The organism is Pseudomonas sp. Irchel 3F6, from assembly GCF_900187595.1.
Taxonomy (GTDB): Bacteria; Pseudomonadota; Gammaproteobacteria; order Pseudomonadales; family Pseudomonadaceae; genus Aquipseudomonas; species Aquipseudomonas siliginis.
In genome coordinates, this window is sequence record NZ_FYDP01000002.1 from 470,327 (window position 1) to 483,512 (window position 13,186).

Annotated in this window: 16 protein-coding genes; all 16 read left to right on the plus strand. The window is 59.4% G+C overall.

Going from position 1 to position 13,186, the window contains the following annotated elements; all coding sequences use genetic code 11:
• The first annotated feature begins 47 nt into the window (after window positions 1–47).
• Window positions 48–791 carry an XRE family transcriptional regulator gene (locus tag CKW30_RS08105; RefSeq protein WP_056783238.1) on the plus strand — a complete coding sequence of 248 codons (744 nt, stop codon included), beginning with the start codon at window positions 48–50 and terminating at the stop codon, window positions 789–791.
• A 526-nt stretch (window positions 792–1,317) separates the two neighbouring features.
• Window positions 1,318–1,656 carry a phage holin family protein gene (locus CKW30_RS08110; RefSeq protein WP_041478110.1) on the plus strand — a complete coding sequence of 113 codons (339 nt, stop codon included), beginning with the start codon at window positions 1,318–1,320 and terminating at the stop codon, window positions 1,654–1,656.
• Window positions 1,657–1,727: 71 nt separating this feature from the next.
• Window positions 1,728–2,249: a hypothetical protein gene (locus tag CKW30_RS08115; protein ID WP_095180494.1), complete on the plus strand. Its 522-nt coding sequence runs from the start codon at window positions 1,728–1,730 to the stop codon at window positions 2,247–2,249.
• A 3-nt stretch (window positions 2,250–2,252) separates the two neighbouring features.
• Window positions 2,253–2,861, plus strand: coding sequence for a phage baseplate assembly protein V (locus CKW30_RS08120; protein WP_095180495.1), 609 nt, complete (start codon window positions 2,253–2,255; stop codon window positions 2,859–2,861).
• Between the two features lie 14 nt (window positions 2,862–2,875).
• Window positions 2,876–3,208, plus strand: a complete 333-nt coding sequence (locus tag CKW30_RS08125) for a phage baseplate protein (protein ID WP_095180496.1) — start codon at window positions 2,876–2,878, stop codon at window positions 3,206–3,208.
• Window positions 3,205–4,200, plus strand: coding sequence for a baseplate J/gp47 family protein (locus CKW30_RS08130; RefSeq protein ID WP_095180497.1), 996 nt, complete (start codon window positions 3,205–3,207; stop codon window positions 4,198–4,200). The genes CKW30_RS08125 and CKW30_RS08130 overlap by 4 nt, the downstream gene beginning before the upstream one ends.
• A complete protein-coding gene (locus CKW30_RS08135; protein WP_095180498.1) occupies window positions 4,197–4,832 on the plus strand; it encodes a phage tail protein I in 636 nt (211 codons plus the stop codon). The genes CKW30_RS08130 and CKW30_RS08135 overlap by 4 nt, the downstream gene beginning before the upstream one ends.
• Complete coding sequence (locus CKW30_RS08140) at window positions 4,833–7,580, plus strand: phage tail protein (RefSeq protein WP_095180499.1); 2,748 nt, start codon at window positions 4,833–4,835, stop codon at window positions 7,578–7,580.
• Window positions 7,581–7,590: 10 nt separating this feature from the next.
• Window positions 7,591–7,782, plus strand: a complete 192-nt coding sequence (locus CKW30_RS08145; RefSeq protein WP_095180500.1) for a hypothetical protein — start codon at window positions 7,591–7,593, stop codon at window positions 7,780–7,782.
• A 117-nt stretch (window positions 7,783–7,899) separates the two neighbouring features.
• Entirely contained in the window at window positions 7,900–8,085 is a 186-nt protein-coding gene (locus CKW30_RS08150) for a hypothetical protein (protein WP_039762525.1), read from the plus strand.
• A 2-nt stretch (window positions 8,086–8,087) separates the two neighbouring features.
• The gene (locus CKW30_RS08155) at window positions 8,088–9,254 is read left to right on the plus strand and encodes a phage tail protein (protein ID WP_095180501.1); all 1,167 of its coding nucleotides are present in this window, start codon (window positions 8,088–8,090) and stop codon (window positions 9,252–9,254) included.
• On the plus strand, window positions 9,254–9,760 hold the full coding sequence (locus tag CKW30_RS08160; protein ID WP_039762530.1) for a phage major tail tube protein: 507 nt from the start codon (window positions 9,254–9,256) through the stop codon (window positions 9,758–9,760). The genes CKW30_RS08155 and CKW30_RS08160 overlap by 1 nt, the downstream gene beginning before the upstream one ends.
• Window positions 9,761–9,912: 152 nt before the next feature.
• Window positions 9,913–10,494: a phage tail assembly protein gene (locus CKW30_RS08165; RefSeq protein ID WP_095180502.1), complete on the plus strand. Its 582-nt coding sequence runs from the start codon at window positions 9,913–9,915 to the stop codon at window positions 10,492–10,494.
• Window positions 10,495–10,622: 128 nt separating this feature from the next.
• Window positions 10,623–12,596 (plus strand): phage tail tape measure protein, encoded by a 1,974-nt coding sequence (locus CKW30_RS08170; RefSeq protein ID WP_095180503.1) that lies wholly within the window; start codon window positions 10,623–10,625, stop codon window positions 12,594–12,596.
• Complete coding sequence (locus CKW30_RS08175; protein WP_041478101.1) at window positions 12,596–12,979, plus strand: phage tail protein; 384 nt, start codon at window positions 12,596–12,598, stop codon at window positions 12,977–12,979. The genes CKW30_RS08170 and CKW30_RS08175 overlap by 1 nt, the downstream gene beginning before the upstream one ends.
• On the plus strand, window positions 12,972–13,184 hold the full coding sequence (locus tag CKW30_RS08180) for a tail protein X (RefSeq protein WP_095180504.1): 213 nt from the start codon (window positions 12,972–12,974) through the stop codon (window positions 13,182–13,184). Before CKW30_RS08175 ends, CKW30_RS08180 begins: the two co-directional genes overlap by 8 nt.
• The last annotated feature ends 2 nt before the right edge of the window (window positions 13,185–13,186 follow it).

Genomic DNA, 13,186 nt, shown 5'->3' on the forward strand with positions numbered 1-13,186 from the left:
CGATTTATGCAAATCAGCATTTGTCTTCGCGAAAAACTTCAAGCACTATGCGCGTTATGCAAAAACGCAACGTTTCCTCCGTCTTAAGAGCACTGCTCGACCAGCACGGGATCTCCCCCACGGAGCTCCACCGTCGCACCGGCGTGCCTCAATCAACGCTCTCGCGGATTCTCAGCGGGAAGATTGTCGATCCTTCGGATAAACACATCTCGAAGATCGCTGAATATTTCAACGTCAGCACCGATCAGTTGCGCGGGCGCGCGGATGTCGCACCAACGGCGGCCGGCACGCGCGCTGACGTGCATGCGGAACTCAAGGACATAAGCCTGTGGGACGACGACACCCCCGTCGATGACGACGAGGTGTCGGTGCCCTTTCTACGTGAGGTTGAATTGGCTGCTGGATCAGGAAGATTCGTCATCGAAGAGAGCGAGCGCTCAAGCCTGCGCTTCGGCAAGCGCAGCCTGCGCCACAACGGTGTGCAGTTCGACCAGGCCAAGTGTGTGACAGTACGCGGCAACAGCATGTTGCCGGTTCTGCGCGATGGCGCCACCGTCGGCGTCAACGCCGGCAAGTGCGGCATCGGCGACATCATTGATGGCGACCTGTATGCGATCAATCACAATGGCCAGCTGCGCGTGAAGCAACTCTATCGGCTGCCCACCGGCATCCGTCTGCGCAGCTTCAATCGCGATGAGCATCCGGATGAGGACTACAGCTTCCAGGAAATCCAGGAAGAGCAGATCGTCATCCTCGGTCACGTCTTCTGGTGGGGCATGTACGCCCGCTGACTCTTGTTCATCCAACTGAAACCTGCCCCCCGGCAGGTTTTTTTTCGCCTGCAGAAATCTCCCCAGCCCTTGGCCCGCTTGGGTTTCATGCATATGCGCAAATTTAATGCATAAATAAATGCATTTACGCATTGACTGTATATGCATCCATGCATATTCTTGCCACCAAGCCGCTCGACAAAGCGGCTGGCAAGACAAGCTCTTTAGTTCCACAAGAACAGGCAGCGATGAACCGGCCTCAACGGTTCAGAGGGTTGGCAACTGACCCGGGTGTGCAGCGTAAAGCACCAGAAGCAGTTATCCGGCGGGCAGGGACCGCGGTCGGAAAAACAATCTGAATGGACTCGTACCGCGCCAGTAGCGCCGAAAAGTCAGCTTCCTTCTCGAACACAGGATTTGAAGGAAGGCGAAGGAGCGCATTACTGAAAAGCCCGGTGTACAAGCGCCGGGCTTTTTGGAATGCCTGCCTCAAGAGAAACCGTTTGAATCCAACCCATCACTCATCAATCACCCACGGAGGCGTGACATGACAAACGAGCAACAAGCGTTGGCGGACATGCCGATCTGGCTGGTCATCCTCCTTGCCGTCGTTGGCGGGGTGTCCGGCGAAATGTGGCGCGCCGACAAGGAGGGCGCCCGTGGCTGGTCGTTGGTAAGGCGTCTGGCCTTACGTTCCGGTGCCTGCATGATCTGCGGCGTGTCGGCGATCATGCTGCTGTATGCCGCCGGCATGTCGATCTGGGCCGCTGGCGCTTTTGGCTGCCTGACGGCGATGGCCGGCGCTGATGTCGCCATAGGCCTTTACGAACGCTGGGCGGCCAAGCGTATCGGCGTCTGCGAAGTGCCGCCGCGCGACCTCCCTTAACCCTGAATATTTTTCCGTGCCGCCATGTTGGCGGCAGGACTGCGCGTGGACGATTGAAAAGGAGGTCATGTATGCCCACACCGATCCAGCAGCCGTCGCAACTGTTTACAGCCATCGCGACGTCACTGCGCAACACCGCCGGCCTCAACCTCACCGTCGGCAACCATGATGATTTCACTGCACCGGGCGATCAGGCCTGGGTGCTGATCGACTTCGACCGCAATGGACCCGGGGTGCGCGCCGCTGACGGGCGAATTGCTCATGTCATGACGCTCTCTCTGCAAGTCATCCCGGCCCTTGCCGCCAGTGCATTTGCAGCGTGCGATCTGATCGCCGTGCTGAAAAACCTGATCACCGACAACCGCTGGGGATTGCCCGGCGATCAATGCGATCTGCCGATGAATATCGATGGCTTGCCATCGTTGCTTATCAGTGCTGATCAACAATATAGAGCCTGGACCCTGACCTTCGAGCAGACGCTCTACCTCGGCTCGACCCTGCTCGACGATCCACTGGGCATGCCGAAATTCGCTCGCACCTGGGAAGTCAGCAACATCGACCATCCAGACCAGTACACCGCGCTGGAGGGCTGACCGATGTTCGATGCATTACTGCGCATGCAACTCGGCCCGATCATTGAGCGTCTGGCGGAAATGGAAGCGGAAATCGAAGACTTGCACCGCCGCGCCGAGAGTTTCTGTCGCATTGGCATCTGTCAGTCAATTGATGCGGCGAGCAATACCTGCCAGGTCAGCCATGGTGGATTGCTCACCCCAGCGATCAAGTTCTTCAACCCCAGCGCTGGTGCGCAAAGTGAATCGCGCATCCCGACGGTGGGCGAGCAGTGCCTGCTGTTCAACTATGGCAGCGGTGAAAGCGGTGCGCAGAGTGTCGCGTTGTTCGGCTTGAACAGTGACCGTTTCCCCCCGGCCTCGACTGTGCCGACGCTGACCCGTCGGGTGCATCAGGATGGCAGCGAAAGCGGTTACGACGACGCCAGCCACGCCTTGCACTGGCTGAACGGACCCGCGCAATTCAACGGGTCTCGCGAGTCGCTCGAACTGAGCATCGGCCCTGCACGTCTGGCCATGACGCCAGAACTGATCACCCTGCAACTGGGCGCCGTCGGCCTGAGCATCGACGCCTTGGGCGTGCACTTCAGCGGCCCCTTGGTCGATCACCAGGGCCGCGTCATCAGCCCCTGATTCAAGAGCCTCCCATGATCGGAATCGATAGAGACAGCGGGGCCACGGTCGACGACTGGCTGCAATTCGTGCAGCGCGCGACCCGAGCCCTGACCACACCGCTGGGCACTCGGCAGAAACGACCTTTGTACGGTTCGCTGATTCCCACTCTCCTCGGGCAGAACCTCGGTGACGACATTCTGCTTCTGGCACAGAGCCACGCCGCGCAAGCGTTCTACAACCCGCATAACGGTATCGATGATTTTCAGCCGCAAGTGATTGTTGCCAGTCGCCACGACGACGGCCTGCTGCTGCGTTTTGCCGGCACCTGGAAAAACCGCCAACAAACCTTCGAGGTGGTGACATGAGCATGCTGATCCCCGGCCAGAATCAACTGGCCGAACCCGCGCTGATCACGGTTGAAGCGTTCGAAGACTTACTCAACGAGTTCAAAGCCTTCGTCGTCGAATACGTGGGTGCTCGCTCGCCGACCAGCGCCGCGAAACTCAAGGTGAGCCTGGAAAACGAAAGCGAATTGCTGACCCTCGCGCTGGAAGCGTTCTGCGTGCGTCTGCAAACCCATGAGCGCAAATACAACGCACGCATCAAACAGATGCTGGCGTGGTGGGCGACCGGCAGCAATCTCGATGCGCGGCTGGCCGACATGGGGCTTGAGCGGCAACTGCTCGATCCCGGCGACCCGGCGGCATTCCCGCCAGTGCCGGCGATCTATGAAAGTGATGACGACGCTCGGTTGCGTTATTACCTGGCACCTCATGCGCCGGCGGCGGGTTCGCGGATGCAGTATCGCCGCGAGGTGTTCACCCTCGGCGAGCGGCCCACGGTGCAGGTTGAGTCCACTGATTCCGGCGTGGTAAACGTCACCTACACCTTCGATCCCGACGGCCTCGCCGCGCAGGTCAAGGATGGCAACGGGCGCCGCACTGCGCCGGGCGAAGTGCAAGTCACCGTGCTTTCTCGAGACGGCGATGGCACGCCTTCCGAAGCATTGCTCGAGGGCGTCCGTCAGCACTTTGCTCGTCCAGACGTGCGCCCGGAAACCGACCTCGTCACCGTCAAGGCTGCCGAGATCCAGCGCTACAAAATCCGCGTCGTCGCCAAGATCAATTCCGGCCCCGACTCGGGCCTGACCAAGGTCGCGGCGCAAGCACAATTGCAAGCGTATGCCGACAGTTGCCATCGCCTCGAAGGCCGGGTCGATCCGAGCTGGATCGACTACACGCTGCACAGCGCCGGCGCCGTGCAACTGCAGATTCTCGAACCGCTGGCGCCGATTGTGACGACCGCGTTTCAGGCGCCGTATTGCACCGCGGTTGAAGTCGAGGTGCTGACGCTATGAGTGAAAAAACTCAGCGCCCGACCTTACTGCCGGCCAACAGCTCGGCCCTCGAACGCGGACTGGATCTGGGTTTCGGCGCCTTGCTCGATCGCATCGCACCGCCGTTCCCGGAACTGATGAACCCCAGTGAAACGCCGGTGGCCTTCCTGCCGTATCTGGCTGCCGATCGCGGCGTCGCCGAATGGAGCACCGATGCGCCGGTGGCGGAGAAGCGCGTAACCGTCGAACTCGCCTGGCCCACCGCGCGCCAGGCCGGCACACGCAAGGCGCTGGAAAACGCCGCCAAGGGTTTGCAATTAAGACCCGAGATCCGCGCCTGGTACGAACAGACACCGCCCGGCGCGCCGTACAGCTTTTCCGTGCGTGCCTTCAGCGACCAACCCTACAGCGAAGAAATCGATGCACGTCTCGACCGACGCCTGGCTGATGCCAAGAGCGAGCGCGATGTGCTGACGGTCTCGGTCGGCTTGAGCGCGTTCGGCAATCACGTCATCGGCGCCGCGACGTTCTGCGGCGAACTGACCACGGTTTATCCGGTGTTCATCGAAGGTCTTGAAACCTCTGGCGAGGCGTTCATGGCTGCCGGCATGTACACCGTCGAAACATCCACTATTTATCCTCAGGGGGCCTGAATGGCTGACTATTACACCCTGCTCACCAACGCAGGGATTGCCCACGAAACGGCGTGCAAGGCTGCGGGTGTGCCGATCAAGTTGACGCAGATTTCGGTCGGCGACGGCGGCGGCGCGGTCTACAACCCGGCTGCCACCGCGACCGCTCTGAAACGCGAAGTCTGGCGCGGACCGCTCAACGCACTGTTCCAGGATGAGAAAAACCCGAGCTGGCTGCTCGCCGAAGTGACCATTCCTCCGGATGTTGGCGGCTGGTATGTACGGGAAGCGGGGCTATGGACTGACACTGGTGTTCTCTATGCCATCGTCAAATATCCGGAGTCGTTCAAACCGGTGCTAGCGACGTCGGGTTCAGGTAAAGAGTTTTATATCCGCTCGATTTTCGAGACCAGCAATGCCTCGCTGGTGACCTTGTTGATTGATGACACGGTGGTCAAGGCTACTCGTGCGTGGGTCATGAGTTATCTGGCTGAAGAACTCGGCAAACTTGATGGCAAGCAGTCGGTGCGCGTTGCGGCGACTGGCAATGTCGTGATGAACAGCGCACAGCAGATTGATGGTGTTGCCGTGGTTGCCGGCGATCGTGTGCTGTTGTCGAGCCAGACGCTGGCCAAGGACAACGGCCTGTGGATCGTTGCCAATGGTGACTGGGTGCGGGCCACCGATGCCAACACCAGCGCCAAGGTCACCCCGGGTCTGACGGTCATGGTGGAGGAGGGCACGGCGAACGGTGATTCGCTGTGGCATCTGAGCACCAATGCGCCGATCACCCTCGGCACGACTGCGCTGACGTTCAAGATGCTCGCGGGGCGCACCGGGATTGCTGCCGGGACTTATAAGAGTCTGACGGTTGATGAATATGGCCGGGCGACTGCCGGTGCCAATCCGGAAACGCTGGCAGGGTTTGGCATCAAGGACTCGTACACCAAGGCTGAAGTTGAGGCGTTGATCGCCAAGGCTTCCGCGTTGCCAGTTGGATCGATTGTGGCGTTTCCGGTTGATGCGCCACCGCCGGGTTTTCTGGAGCTGGATAACAGCGTCAAGAGCATCGCGACTTACCCGGACTTGAGCGCCTATTTGGGTGGCAAGTTCAACAGGGGCGATGAGGGGGTTGGAAACTTTCGGCTGCCGGAGGCGCGTGGGGAGTTTTTGCGGGGTTGGGATCATGGGCGTGGGGTGGACGTCGGCCGGGAAATCGGCAGTGCGCAGCTCGATTCGCTCCAAAACATCACGGGACAATATGCCGCGAACAATGGTGTTCAACTTGCAGCTGTGGGCACGGTCGGCGGCGCTTTTGGCTCGGCGGCGACCGGTGGGACGCAGATCCCCGGAGGTGGAGCCGCTACCGGCGTCATCAATATGCTCTTCGATGCTTCGAGAGTTGCGCGCACCTCAACAGAAACCCGTCCTCGCAGCATCGCCGTCATGTGGTGCATCAAAGCCTGGAATGCCCCGGTCAATCAGGGAACCATTGATGTCGCCGCGCTGGCGAAGGAGGTCGAACGGCTGAAATCTGCCGTTCCGGTGGGTGCTGTTCTGGCATTCCCGACGGGTATCGTCGCTCCCGGTTATCTGGAACTGGATGGCAGTGCGCAGAGCATTGCGACCTATCCTGATCTAGCCGCTTTTCTCGGTACAACTTACAACAAGGGTGACGAGGGCGCGGGCAAATTCCGCTTGCCGGAATCTCGCGGCGAGTTTCTGCGTGGCTGGGATCATGGGCGCGGCGTGGATGCTGATCGAACCGTTGGCAGTTGGCAGAACCACCAGTTCCAGTCCCATTTGCATGCTCTCCGGCATACAGTCACTACGGCGGCAGGAGCCGGTTCCGGCCTGGCCGTTGTAATCAGCGGTGCAGGAACTGGCGCCAACTCGGATATCCCGATAACGGGAAACGTAGGCGCTGAAACCCGCCCGCGCAACCTGGCTGTGATGTGGTGCATCAAGGCCTGGAACGCGCCGATCAATCAGGGAAACATTGATATAGGTGCATTGTTGCTGGAGACGCAAAGGCTTCGGCTAAACGGTCCACTAGCTGGAGCCAGCAGAAATGCGGCCCTGATCGTTAATACTGCCTCCCTTACCGCAACGTTTACGGCGGATGAGGTCATCGTCGAAGATTTTGCTGGGTCATATCGACTCAACAACTTCAACAAACAAGTCAACCTGTCAGTTGTGGGCGTTGGAGGAATGGATGCTGGGGTGGCTCCGTCAAACGGTTATGTCGGTCTCTACGCTATTTACAATCCGGCTTCAGGGGTAAGTGCGTTAATGGCAGTCAATGCAGTTAATTCCGTTTTGCCGAATGTTTATAGCGGGATAAATATCCCAGCCGGTTTTACTGCGTCGGCGCTAGTGTCTATTTTGCCGACGCAATCCGCAGGGCTCTTCGCTGCCTGCCAGCAAGACGGTCGGCATGTCGATGTGAGTGGCATTTCGGTACTGAACACGACTGTTTTATCAGGCCCTACAACCCAGGTAGTGCCGGCCCTTCCCAAAAATGCGCGAATGATTGGCGGCTCATCGACCGTAACATCCACAACTGCCGGATCTATTTCATTGAGTCTCTTTGCTTCGGATGCTTCGGTAGGTCAGAAAACAAACAACGGTACTGTGCCAGCCGGAGGGCAACAAACAGTGCCTTTCGAACGCTTGCACATGAAAACTCCTCAAACGATCCGCTGGGCAACCTCAACTCTTCAAGGTTCGCCCACGTTTATCGTTTCCGCCACATCATATGATTTTTAAGAGGTGATCAATGTTTGTCCAATTTGAAGATGACAGCATGAGAAAGATCGTCGCGGTATTTGGATGTGCGCAAGATCCTGGTTTATATCCAAATCAAGCAGAAATCGAGTGGGAGGATCCTCGTTTCATGGCTTACCACGACGCGCAGATCTCACTGGGTCAGGAGGTGCTGAGAGGGATGCGTGCTCCCGCCCAAACCTGAGTTAGAGGAAAGCGCTGAAATAATAATCGCGCTCAATTGCATTTTCTCACTAACACCAAAACACCCGCCAAAGCCCCTCCCTCCCGAGGGGCTTTCCCGTTTATGGAGAAACGAAAAATGGCAACCCGCCAAACCTACACCGTGCTCGTCCCATTCCCCACCGGCGGTGGGCATTGGTCGAGCGTCGGTCAAGAACTCGATCTGCTCGATGTCGAGGCCAGTGCCTTGCACTTTGCCGGGCGACTTGAGCCGAAAACCCCTATCACCCAGGCCAAAAAGGCCGCTGCCAAGAAGGCTGACTGAACATGGCTGAGGTTCTGAACTTCGAGCACAACGGCATTACCGTCAATGCCACCGAATCCCCCGAGGCCATGGGTGGCCTGGGTGACAACGTCATCGGTCTGGTCGGCACTGCGCCGAAAGCCGATCCGCTGATTCCGCGTAACGCGCCGTTCCGCATCAACAGCTTCACCACCCACGCGTTGCTCGATCCGACCGGTTCGGAAGAGGGCACGCTGTATCACGCGGTCTACCAGATCCTCAAAGTGGTCAAGGTGCCGGTGTACGTAGTCATCGTCGAAGCAGGCGCGACGCCGGCCGACACGGTCAACAATGTGATCGGCGGTGTCGAGCCGGCCACTGGCCGCAAGCTCGGTCTGGCGGCGCTGGGCAGTGTCCCGGAAGACCTGACCATCATCGGCGCGCCGGGCTTCACCGGCACTAAAGCGGTGGCCGGCGAGTTCGCCGCGTTCGGCAAGCGCATCAAGGCCCGTGTAGTGCTGGACGGCAAGGATGTCTCGGTGTCCGATCAGGTGCTGTACAGCCAGGAACTCGGCGGCGCCGAACTCGGTTTCGACCGTTGCCTGGTGGTGCACAACATGCCCGCCGTGTATTCGAAAGCGGCGAAGAAAAACGTCTTCCTGTCGCCCTCCAGTCTGGCGATTGCCGCGCTGGCCAAGGTCAAGCAGTGGGAGAGCCCGGGCAACCAGGTGACCTTCGCCGAAGACGTTTCGCGGGTCGTCGAGTACAACATCCTCGACACGTCCACCGAAGGCGATCTGCTCAATCGTTACGGCGTCAGCTACTACGCCCGCACCGTGCTCGGCGGCTTCTCGCTGCTGGGTAACCGCTCGATCACCGGCAAGTTCATCAGCTACGTCGGCCTCGAAGATGCGATCAGCCGCAAGCTGGTCAAGGCCGGCCAGAAAGCCATGGCCAAGAACCTCACCAAATCCTTCATGGATCAGGAGGTCAAGCGCGTCAACGACTGGCTGCAGACCCTGGTCGCCGACGAAACCATTCCTGGCGGCAGCGTGTATCTGCACCCGGAACTCAACAGCGTCGAGAAGTACAAGAACGGCACCTGGTACGTGGTCATCGACTACGGCCGCTACGCGCCGAACGAACACATGGTTTATCAACTCAACGCCCGCGATGAAATCATCGAGCAGTTCCTGGAGGACGTTCTCTAATGTTTACCAACCGCGTAAGACAGGCCATCGCGGCCACCCTGCAAGGCCTGCCGTTGTCGGCGACCGTTGAGGAATTCACCCCGCCGAAAATCGAATTCGACATGGAAGAGATGCGCGGCGGGCGCTTCATCGTCGAAGAAATGGCCAAGGGCGGCAAAGCGCTCGGCGCCAAGCTGACCCTGCAAGGCCTCGGCGCCGAAGTACTGCTGGCGCTGGGCGTGAAGCTCGGCGACGACATTCTGCTGAACGTGCGTGAAGCCGGTCAGGATCAGGACGGCAATACCTGGTTCACCTACCACACCGTCGGCGGCCAGTTGAAATCCCTTGAGGAAACCGCAGTGAAAATGGGCGAGAAGCCCAAGACCAATCTGGAACTGTCCTGCCGCACCTACAACCGCCTGGAAAACGGCGTGCCGGTGATCGACATCGACGTGCGCACGCAGAAATTCGTGCTCAACGGCGTCGACATCCTCGGTGATGCACGGCGTGCGGTGTTGATGCCGTAAACCCCGGTTTACCGGCAAATCACAAAACCCTGTGGGAGCGAGCCTGCTCGCGAAAGCGGTCGTTCAGTTACATCAATTTCGAATGTGCCAAAGCCTTCGCGAGCAGGCTCGCTCCCACAGTGGATCAAAACGAATCACCAAGGAATTCATACATGCCGTGGATGCCACCCCAACACGAACTGCTGTCGCCGATCACCGGTGACGATGGCTCGCAGATCGCAACGATCCAGCTCAAACCGCTGTTCTACGCCGCACAAAAAGATGCGCTGGAACGCGCCGGCGATGACGAAGACGATCAGTTCTTCGAGCTGGCGCTGCTCGCCACCGGCCTGTCGGTGAAAGAGCTCGATCAACTCAAACGTCCGGACTACGTGAGCATCGCCCAGTACGTCCATGAGATGTCGACCCGGCCGAGTGCGTACTTTCTTGACCAGATCGATGACGCGGAGAAATCCGACGATCCCGACCAGGTGCAATTGCTGCAACCGCTCGCCGTCACCGGCCGCACCGTCGACTCGCTGAGCCTGGAAATGCCCGTGCTGCGCGCCACCAAAGTGATGAAGAAACTGAAGACGGCCAAGGAACGCGCCGAATTCATCACCGCCCACTGCACCGGCCTGATGATCCCCGATCTGGCCCACCTGACCGTCCCCGACTGGACGCAATTGCAGGTGCGCATCGACGATTTTTTAAACCAGCCGGCGGCCTACTTTCGGAACGCGACATCGAAGTAATCCTCGATATCGTCCCGCTCATTTACCCGGTAAGTGAAGCGGAGATTCTGGAATGGGACGCCGAAAAGGCGTTGCGCCGCTACGACATAGCGATCACTCGCCTTGGCGTGAAACAGGAGTAGAGCGGCATGGCAGAAAGCAAATTTGCGCCAATGAATGCCGATGAGCGGGGGGGCGCAGCAACCGGTGATATCCGCTTGAACATGGCTGCGGCAAACCCCGGCCCCGGACCGATCATCGGCGATCAATATCCCCAGCTGAGTCAGGCGCTCGTCACCGCAAGTATCAGGATCGATGCGTTGACGACAGCGATCGATTCATTGCGATTGGCATTGTCCAACTTGCGGATGCTCTCGTTGAGTTCCACCGCGAACGGTGAAGCCACCAGCGCGTCGGCAGCGCCGGATGAGGCCGCCGAGCGGACCAAGGCACCAGAAAGTGTGAGGCCGGCGATTGACTTTTATTCGGCGGCGGCCGATCTGGGTAGCGCGGCACAATTGACGCCAGTGCAGGCCAACGAAATCGCACTGTCGAGCTTGATCATGGCCAGTAAGCCGATGGTGGCGGCGGGAGGCACCAGCGGTATCGAACTGATCAAGGTTGCAACGCTGGCCGCCGACTCAGGAATTGGCAATGAGCTGACCAACGCGTCGGACAAGTCTTTTGAGCTGCTCAACTTCGCCAGCGACGCTGCGGTCGTAGCGTCGGCACTCAAAATCCCAGCGATGGAAGTCGCCGAGATGATGACGGTGTGGCGCACCTCGATGAAGCTCACTCGCGATCAGGCGTTTGACCTCGCGGATGCGACACACCTGCTCGGCAAAATGCCGGGTGGCGTCAAGTCCGCCGACATCGGCGCCGTACTCAAGCAATCAGGCGAGGCGGCGCTCACAGCAGGCTTGCAGCCCCAGCAGGCCGCAGCGCTGTCGGCAGCCTTGCTCCGCAGCGGAACGGGCAAAGACGATGCCGGGCAGGCGTTGAAAAGCCTTTCAGCTGCCTTGGGCAAAGGTGACAGCGTCTCCGCCGCAGAACGTGGCGCCTGGAAGCAGTTGGGACTTGATCCTGCTGCCGTGACCGCTGCAATGCATGACCCCGACAAGCAGAATGCCCAGGGTGCGCTGCTCTCGGTGCTTGCCGCGCTGCACGCAAAACCTGTCGAACAACGCGCCACGCTGGCGCGAAGCCTGTTTGCTGACAGCGCCAATGCGGTGCAGTTGTTGGCGCAGAATCCGGGCGATGTCAACGAGGCCTTTTCGCAAGTAAAGGACAAAAGTCAGTACGCGACTTCGGTGATCGGTGAGCGGAGTTCGGTGCGCCAGTCTGCACTGGCACGCTCCAATTCCCCGCAAGGACAGTGGAATGCTCAGACTGCTCGAAACGAGCGCTTGGCTATCGCCAGCGCCCAGGCGGTGGCGCCCTCTCCTGAAGTGCTGAGCGTTGCCGGTGCCGGCATCGACAGGATGAGTGAATTCGCTGAGGACCATCCGACGATCACGGCGGGGGTCATTGTTTTGGGTTCAGCCCTGAAAAAGCTATTCGATCTTGTGTTGGACGCCGGTGTCGATGAGGCGAAAGACCGGTTGCGCAAACGGATACCTGGTAGCGCCCTGGCGAATCCCCCCGATCTTTCGTCAACAGCAGATTCTGCATCGAGGCTCGCAGCGGACAAGCCGGTGACAGGGATTGCCAGTCTGGCTCCTGCGGCCGGTGCGGAAATGGCAATTGGCGAACGAGCATCATTGGTCGATACGCCGCACCTCGGGCCATCGACGGTTTCTCTGGAGGCTATTTCGCAGGCGATTCCGGCATCGAGCAGAAACGCGCAAACTGCTTTGAGTGAAAGACTTGCTATCACCGCGCCTGACACGCTTTCTGCGCCCGCCCAAGTGAGCAAGGATCTGGCGAGCGCCCATGCGTCTGACCAGCACGTGACCTACGCACCTTCGGTCCAGGTCTACTGCAGCGACCCCGGCAGCTCGGACAAGATCGGTATGTTGGTCGCGCAGCATCTGCAAAACCAGTTCATGCAAATGACCCCGCTGCTCACCAACAACCCCCTTGCCACCCGCCGCGACGCGGCCCTGACCGATGGAGTCGCCTGATGAAACAGCAAATGGCATTGGGCAGTTTCATCTTCGGCCTGTCGCGCAACTTTGCGTACCACCAGTTGCTGCGCAAGTCTGACGGCGGCTGGACCGAGATACAGATCCTCACCAGCAAACCCAAGTCCAGCCAGACCGGACAGAAACCGGAAACCCTGACCATTACCGGCAAGTCGATGTACGCCGTAGCCATGGATCGGCTCGATGAATTGCGAGCTTTGCAGGCGCTGCGTATCCCGCTGCCGTTGATCGACGGGATTGGTCGAAACTGGGGCCTGTGGCGGATCAGCAGCGTTCAGGAAACCCAGACCCAGATCATCGATGACGGTACGGCGATGGTAGTCGATTGGGTCATCGAACTAGCGGAGTTCAACAATGCGTAAAGCACGAAGCGTGGCCGGTGATTCGGTGAATCTGCTGCTCTACCGCGAAACCGGGCGCAGTGATGACGCTGCCGAAGAAGCGCTGTGGAAGCTCAACCCGACCCTGGCCGAACACGGGCCGATTCTGCCCGCCGGCGTCTGGATCGTGCTACCGGAACTGGATGTGAAACCCGCCGTGGTCAAAGCAGCGACGGCGTGGGATTAAGG

What these genes read in the sequence shown, in the direction of transcription:
- CKW30_RS08105 (WP_056783238.1), top strand. Translation starts at nt 48, where the DNA reads ATGCGCGTTATGCAAAAACGCAACGTTTCCTCCGTCTTAAGAGCACTG.
- CKW30_RS08110 (WP_041478110.1), top strand. Translation starts at nt 1,318, where the DNA reads ATGACAAACGAGCAACAAGCGTTGGCGGACATGCCGATCTGGCTGGTC.
- CKW30_RS08115 (WP_095180494.1), top strand. Translation starts at nt 1,728, where the DNA reads ATGCCCACACCGATCCAGCAGCCGTCGCAACTGTTTACAGCCATCGCG.
- CKW30_RS08120 (WP_095180495.1), top strand. Translation starts at nt 2,253, where the DNA reads ATGTTCGATGCATTACTGCGCATGCAACTCGGCCCGATCATTGAGCGT.
- CKW30_RS08125 (WP_095180496.1), top strand. Translation starts at nt 2,876, where the DNA reads ATGATCGGAATCGATAGAGACAGCGGGGCCACGGTCGACGACTGGCTG.
- CKW30_RS08130 (WP_095180497.1), top strand. Translation starts at nt 3,205, where the DNA reads ATGAGCATGCTGATCCCCGGCCAGAATCAACTGGCCGAACCCGCGCTG.
- CKW30_RS08135 (WP_095180498.1), top strand. Translation starts at nt 4,197, where the DNA reads ATGAGTGAAAAAACTCAGCGCCCGACCTTACTGCCGGCCAACAGCTCG.
- CKW30_RS08140 (WP_095180499.1), top strand. Translation starts at nt 4,833, where the DNA reads ATGGCTGACTATTACACCCTGCTCACCAACGCAGGGATTGCCCACGAA.
- CKW30_RS08145 (WP_095180500.1), top strand. Translation starts at nt 7,591, where the DNA reads ATGTTTGTCCAATTTGAAGATGACAGCATGAGAAAGATCGTCGCGGTA.
- CKW30_RS08150 (WP_039762525.1), top strand. Translation starts at nt 7,900, where the DNA reads ATGGCAACCCGCCAAACCTACACCGTGCTCGTCCCATTCCCCACCGGC.
- CKW30_RS08155 (WP_095180501.1), top strand. Translation starts at nt 8,088, where the DNA reads ATGGCTGAGGTTCTGAACTTCGAGCACAACGGCATTACCGTCAATGCC.
- CKW30_RS08160 (WP_039762530.1), top strand. Translation starts at nt 9,254, where the DNA reads ATGTTTACCAACCGCGTAAGACAGGCCATCGCGGCCACCCTGCAAGGC.
- CKW30_RS08165 (WP_095180502.1), top strand. Translation starts at nt 9,913, where the DNA reads ATGCCGTGGATGCCACCCCAACACGAACTGCTGTCGCCGATCACCGGT.
- CKW30_RS08170 (WP_095180503.1), top strand. Translation starts at nt 10,623, where the DNA reads ATGGCAGAAAGCAAATTTGCGCCAATGAATGCCGATGAGCGGGGGGGC.
- CKW30_RS08175 (WP_041478101.1), top strand. Translation starts at nt 12,596, where the DNA reads ATGAAACAGCAAATGGCATTGGGCAGTTTCATCTTCGGCCTGTCGCGC.
- CKW30_RS08180 (WP_095180504.1), top strand. Translation starts at nt 12,972, where the DNA reads ATGCGTAAAGCACGAAGCGTGGCCGGTGATTCGGTGAATCTGCTGCTC.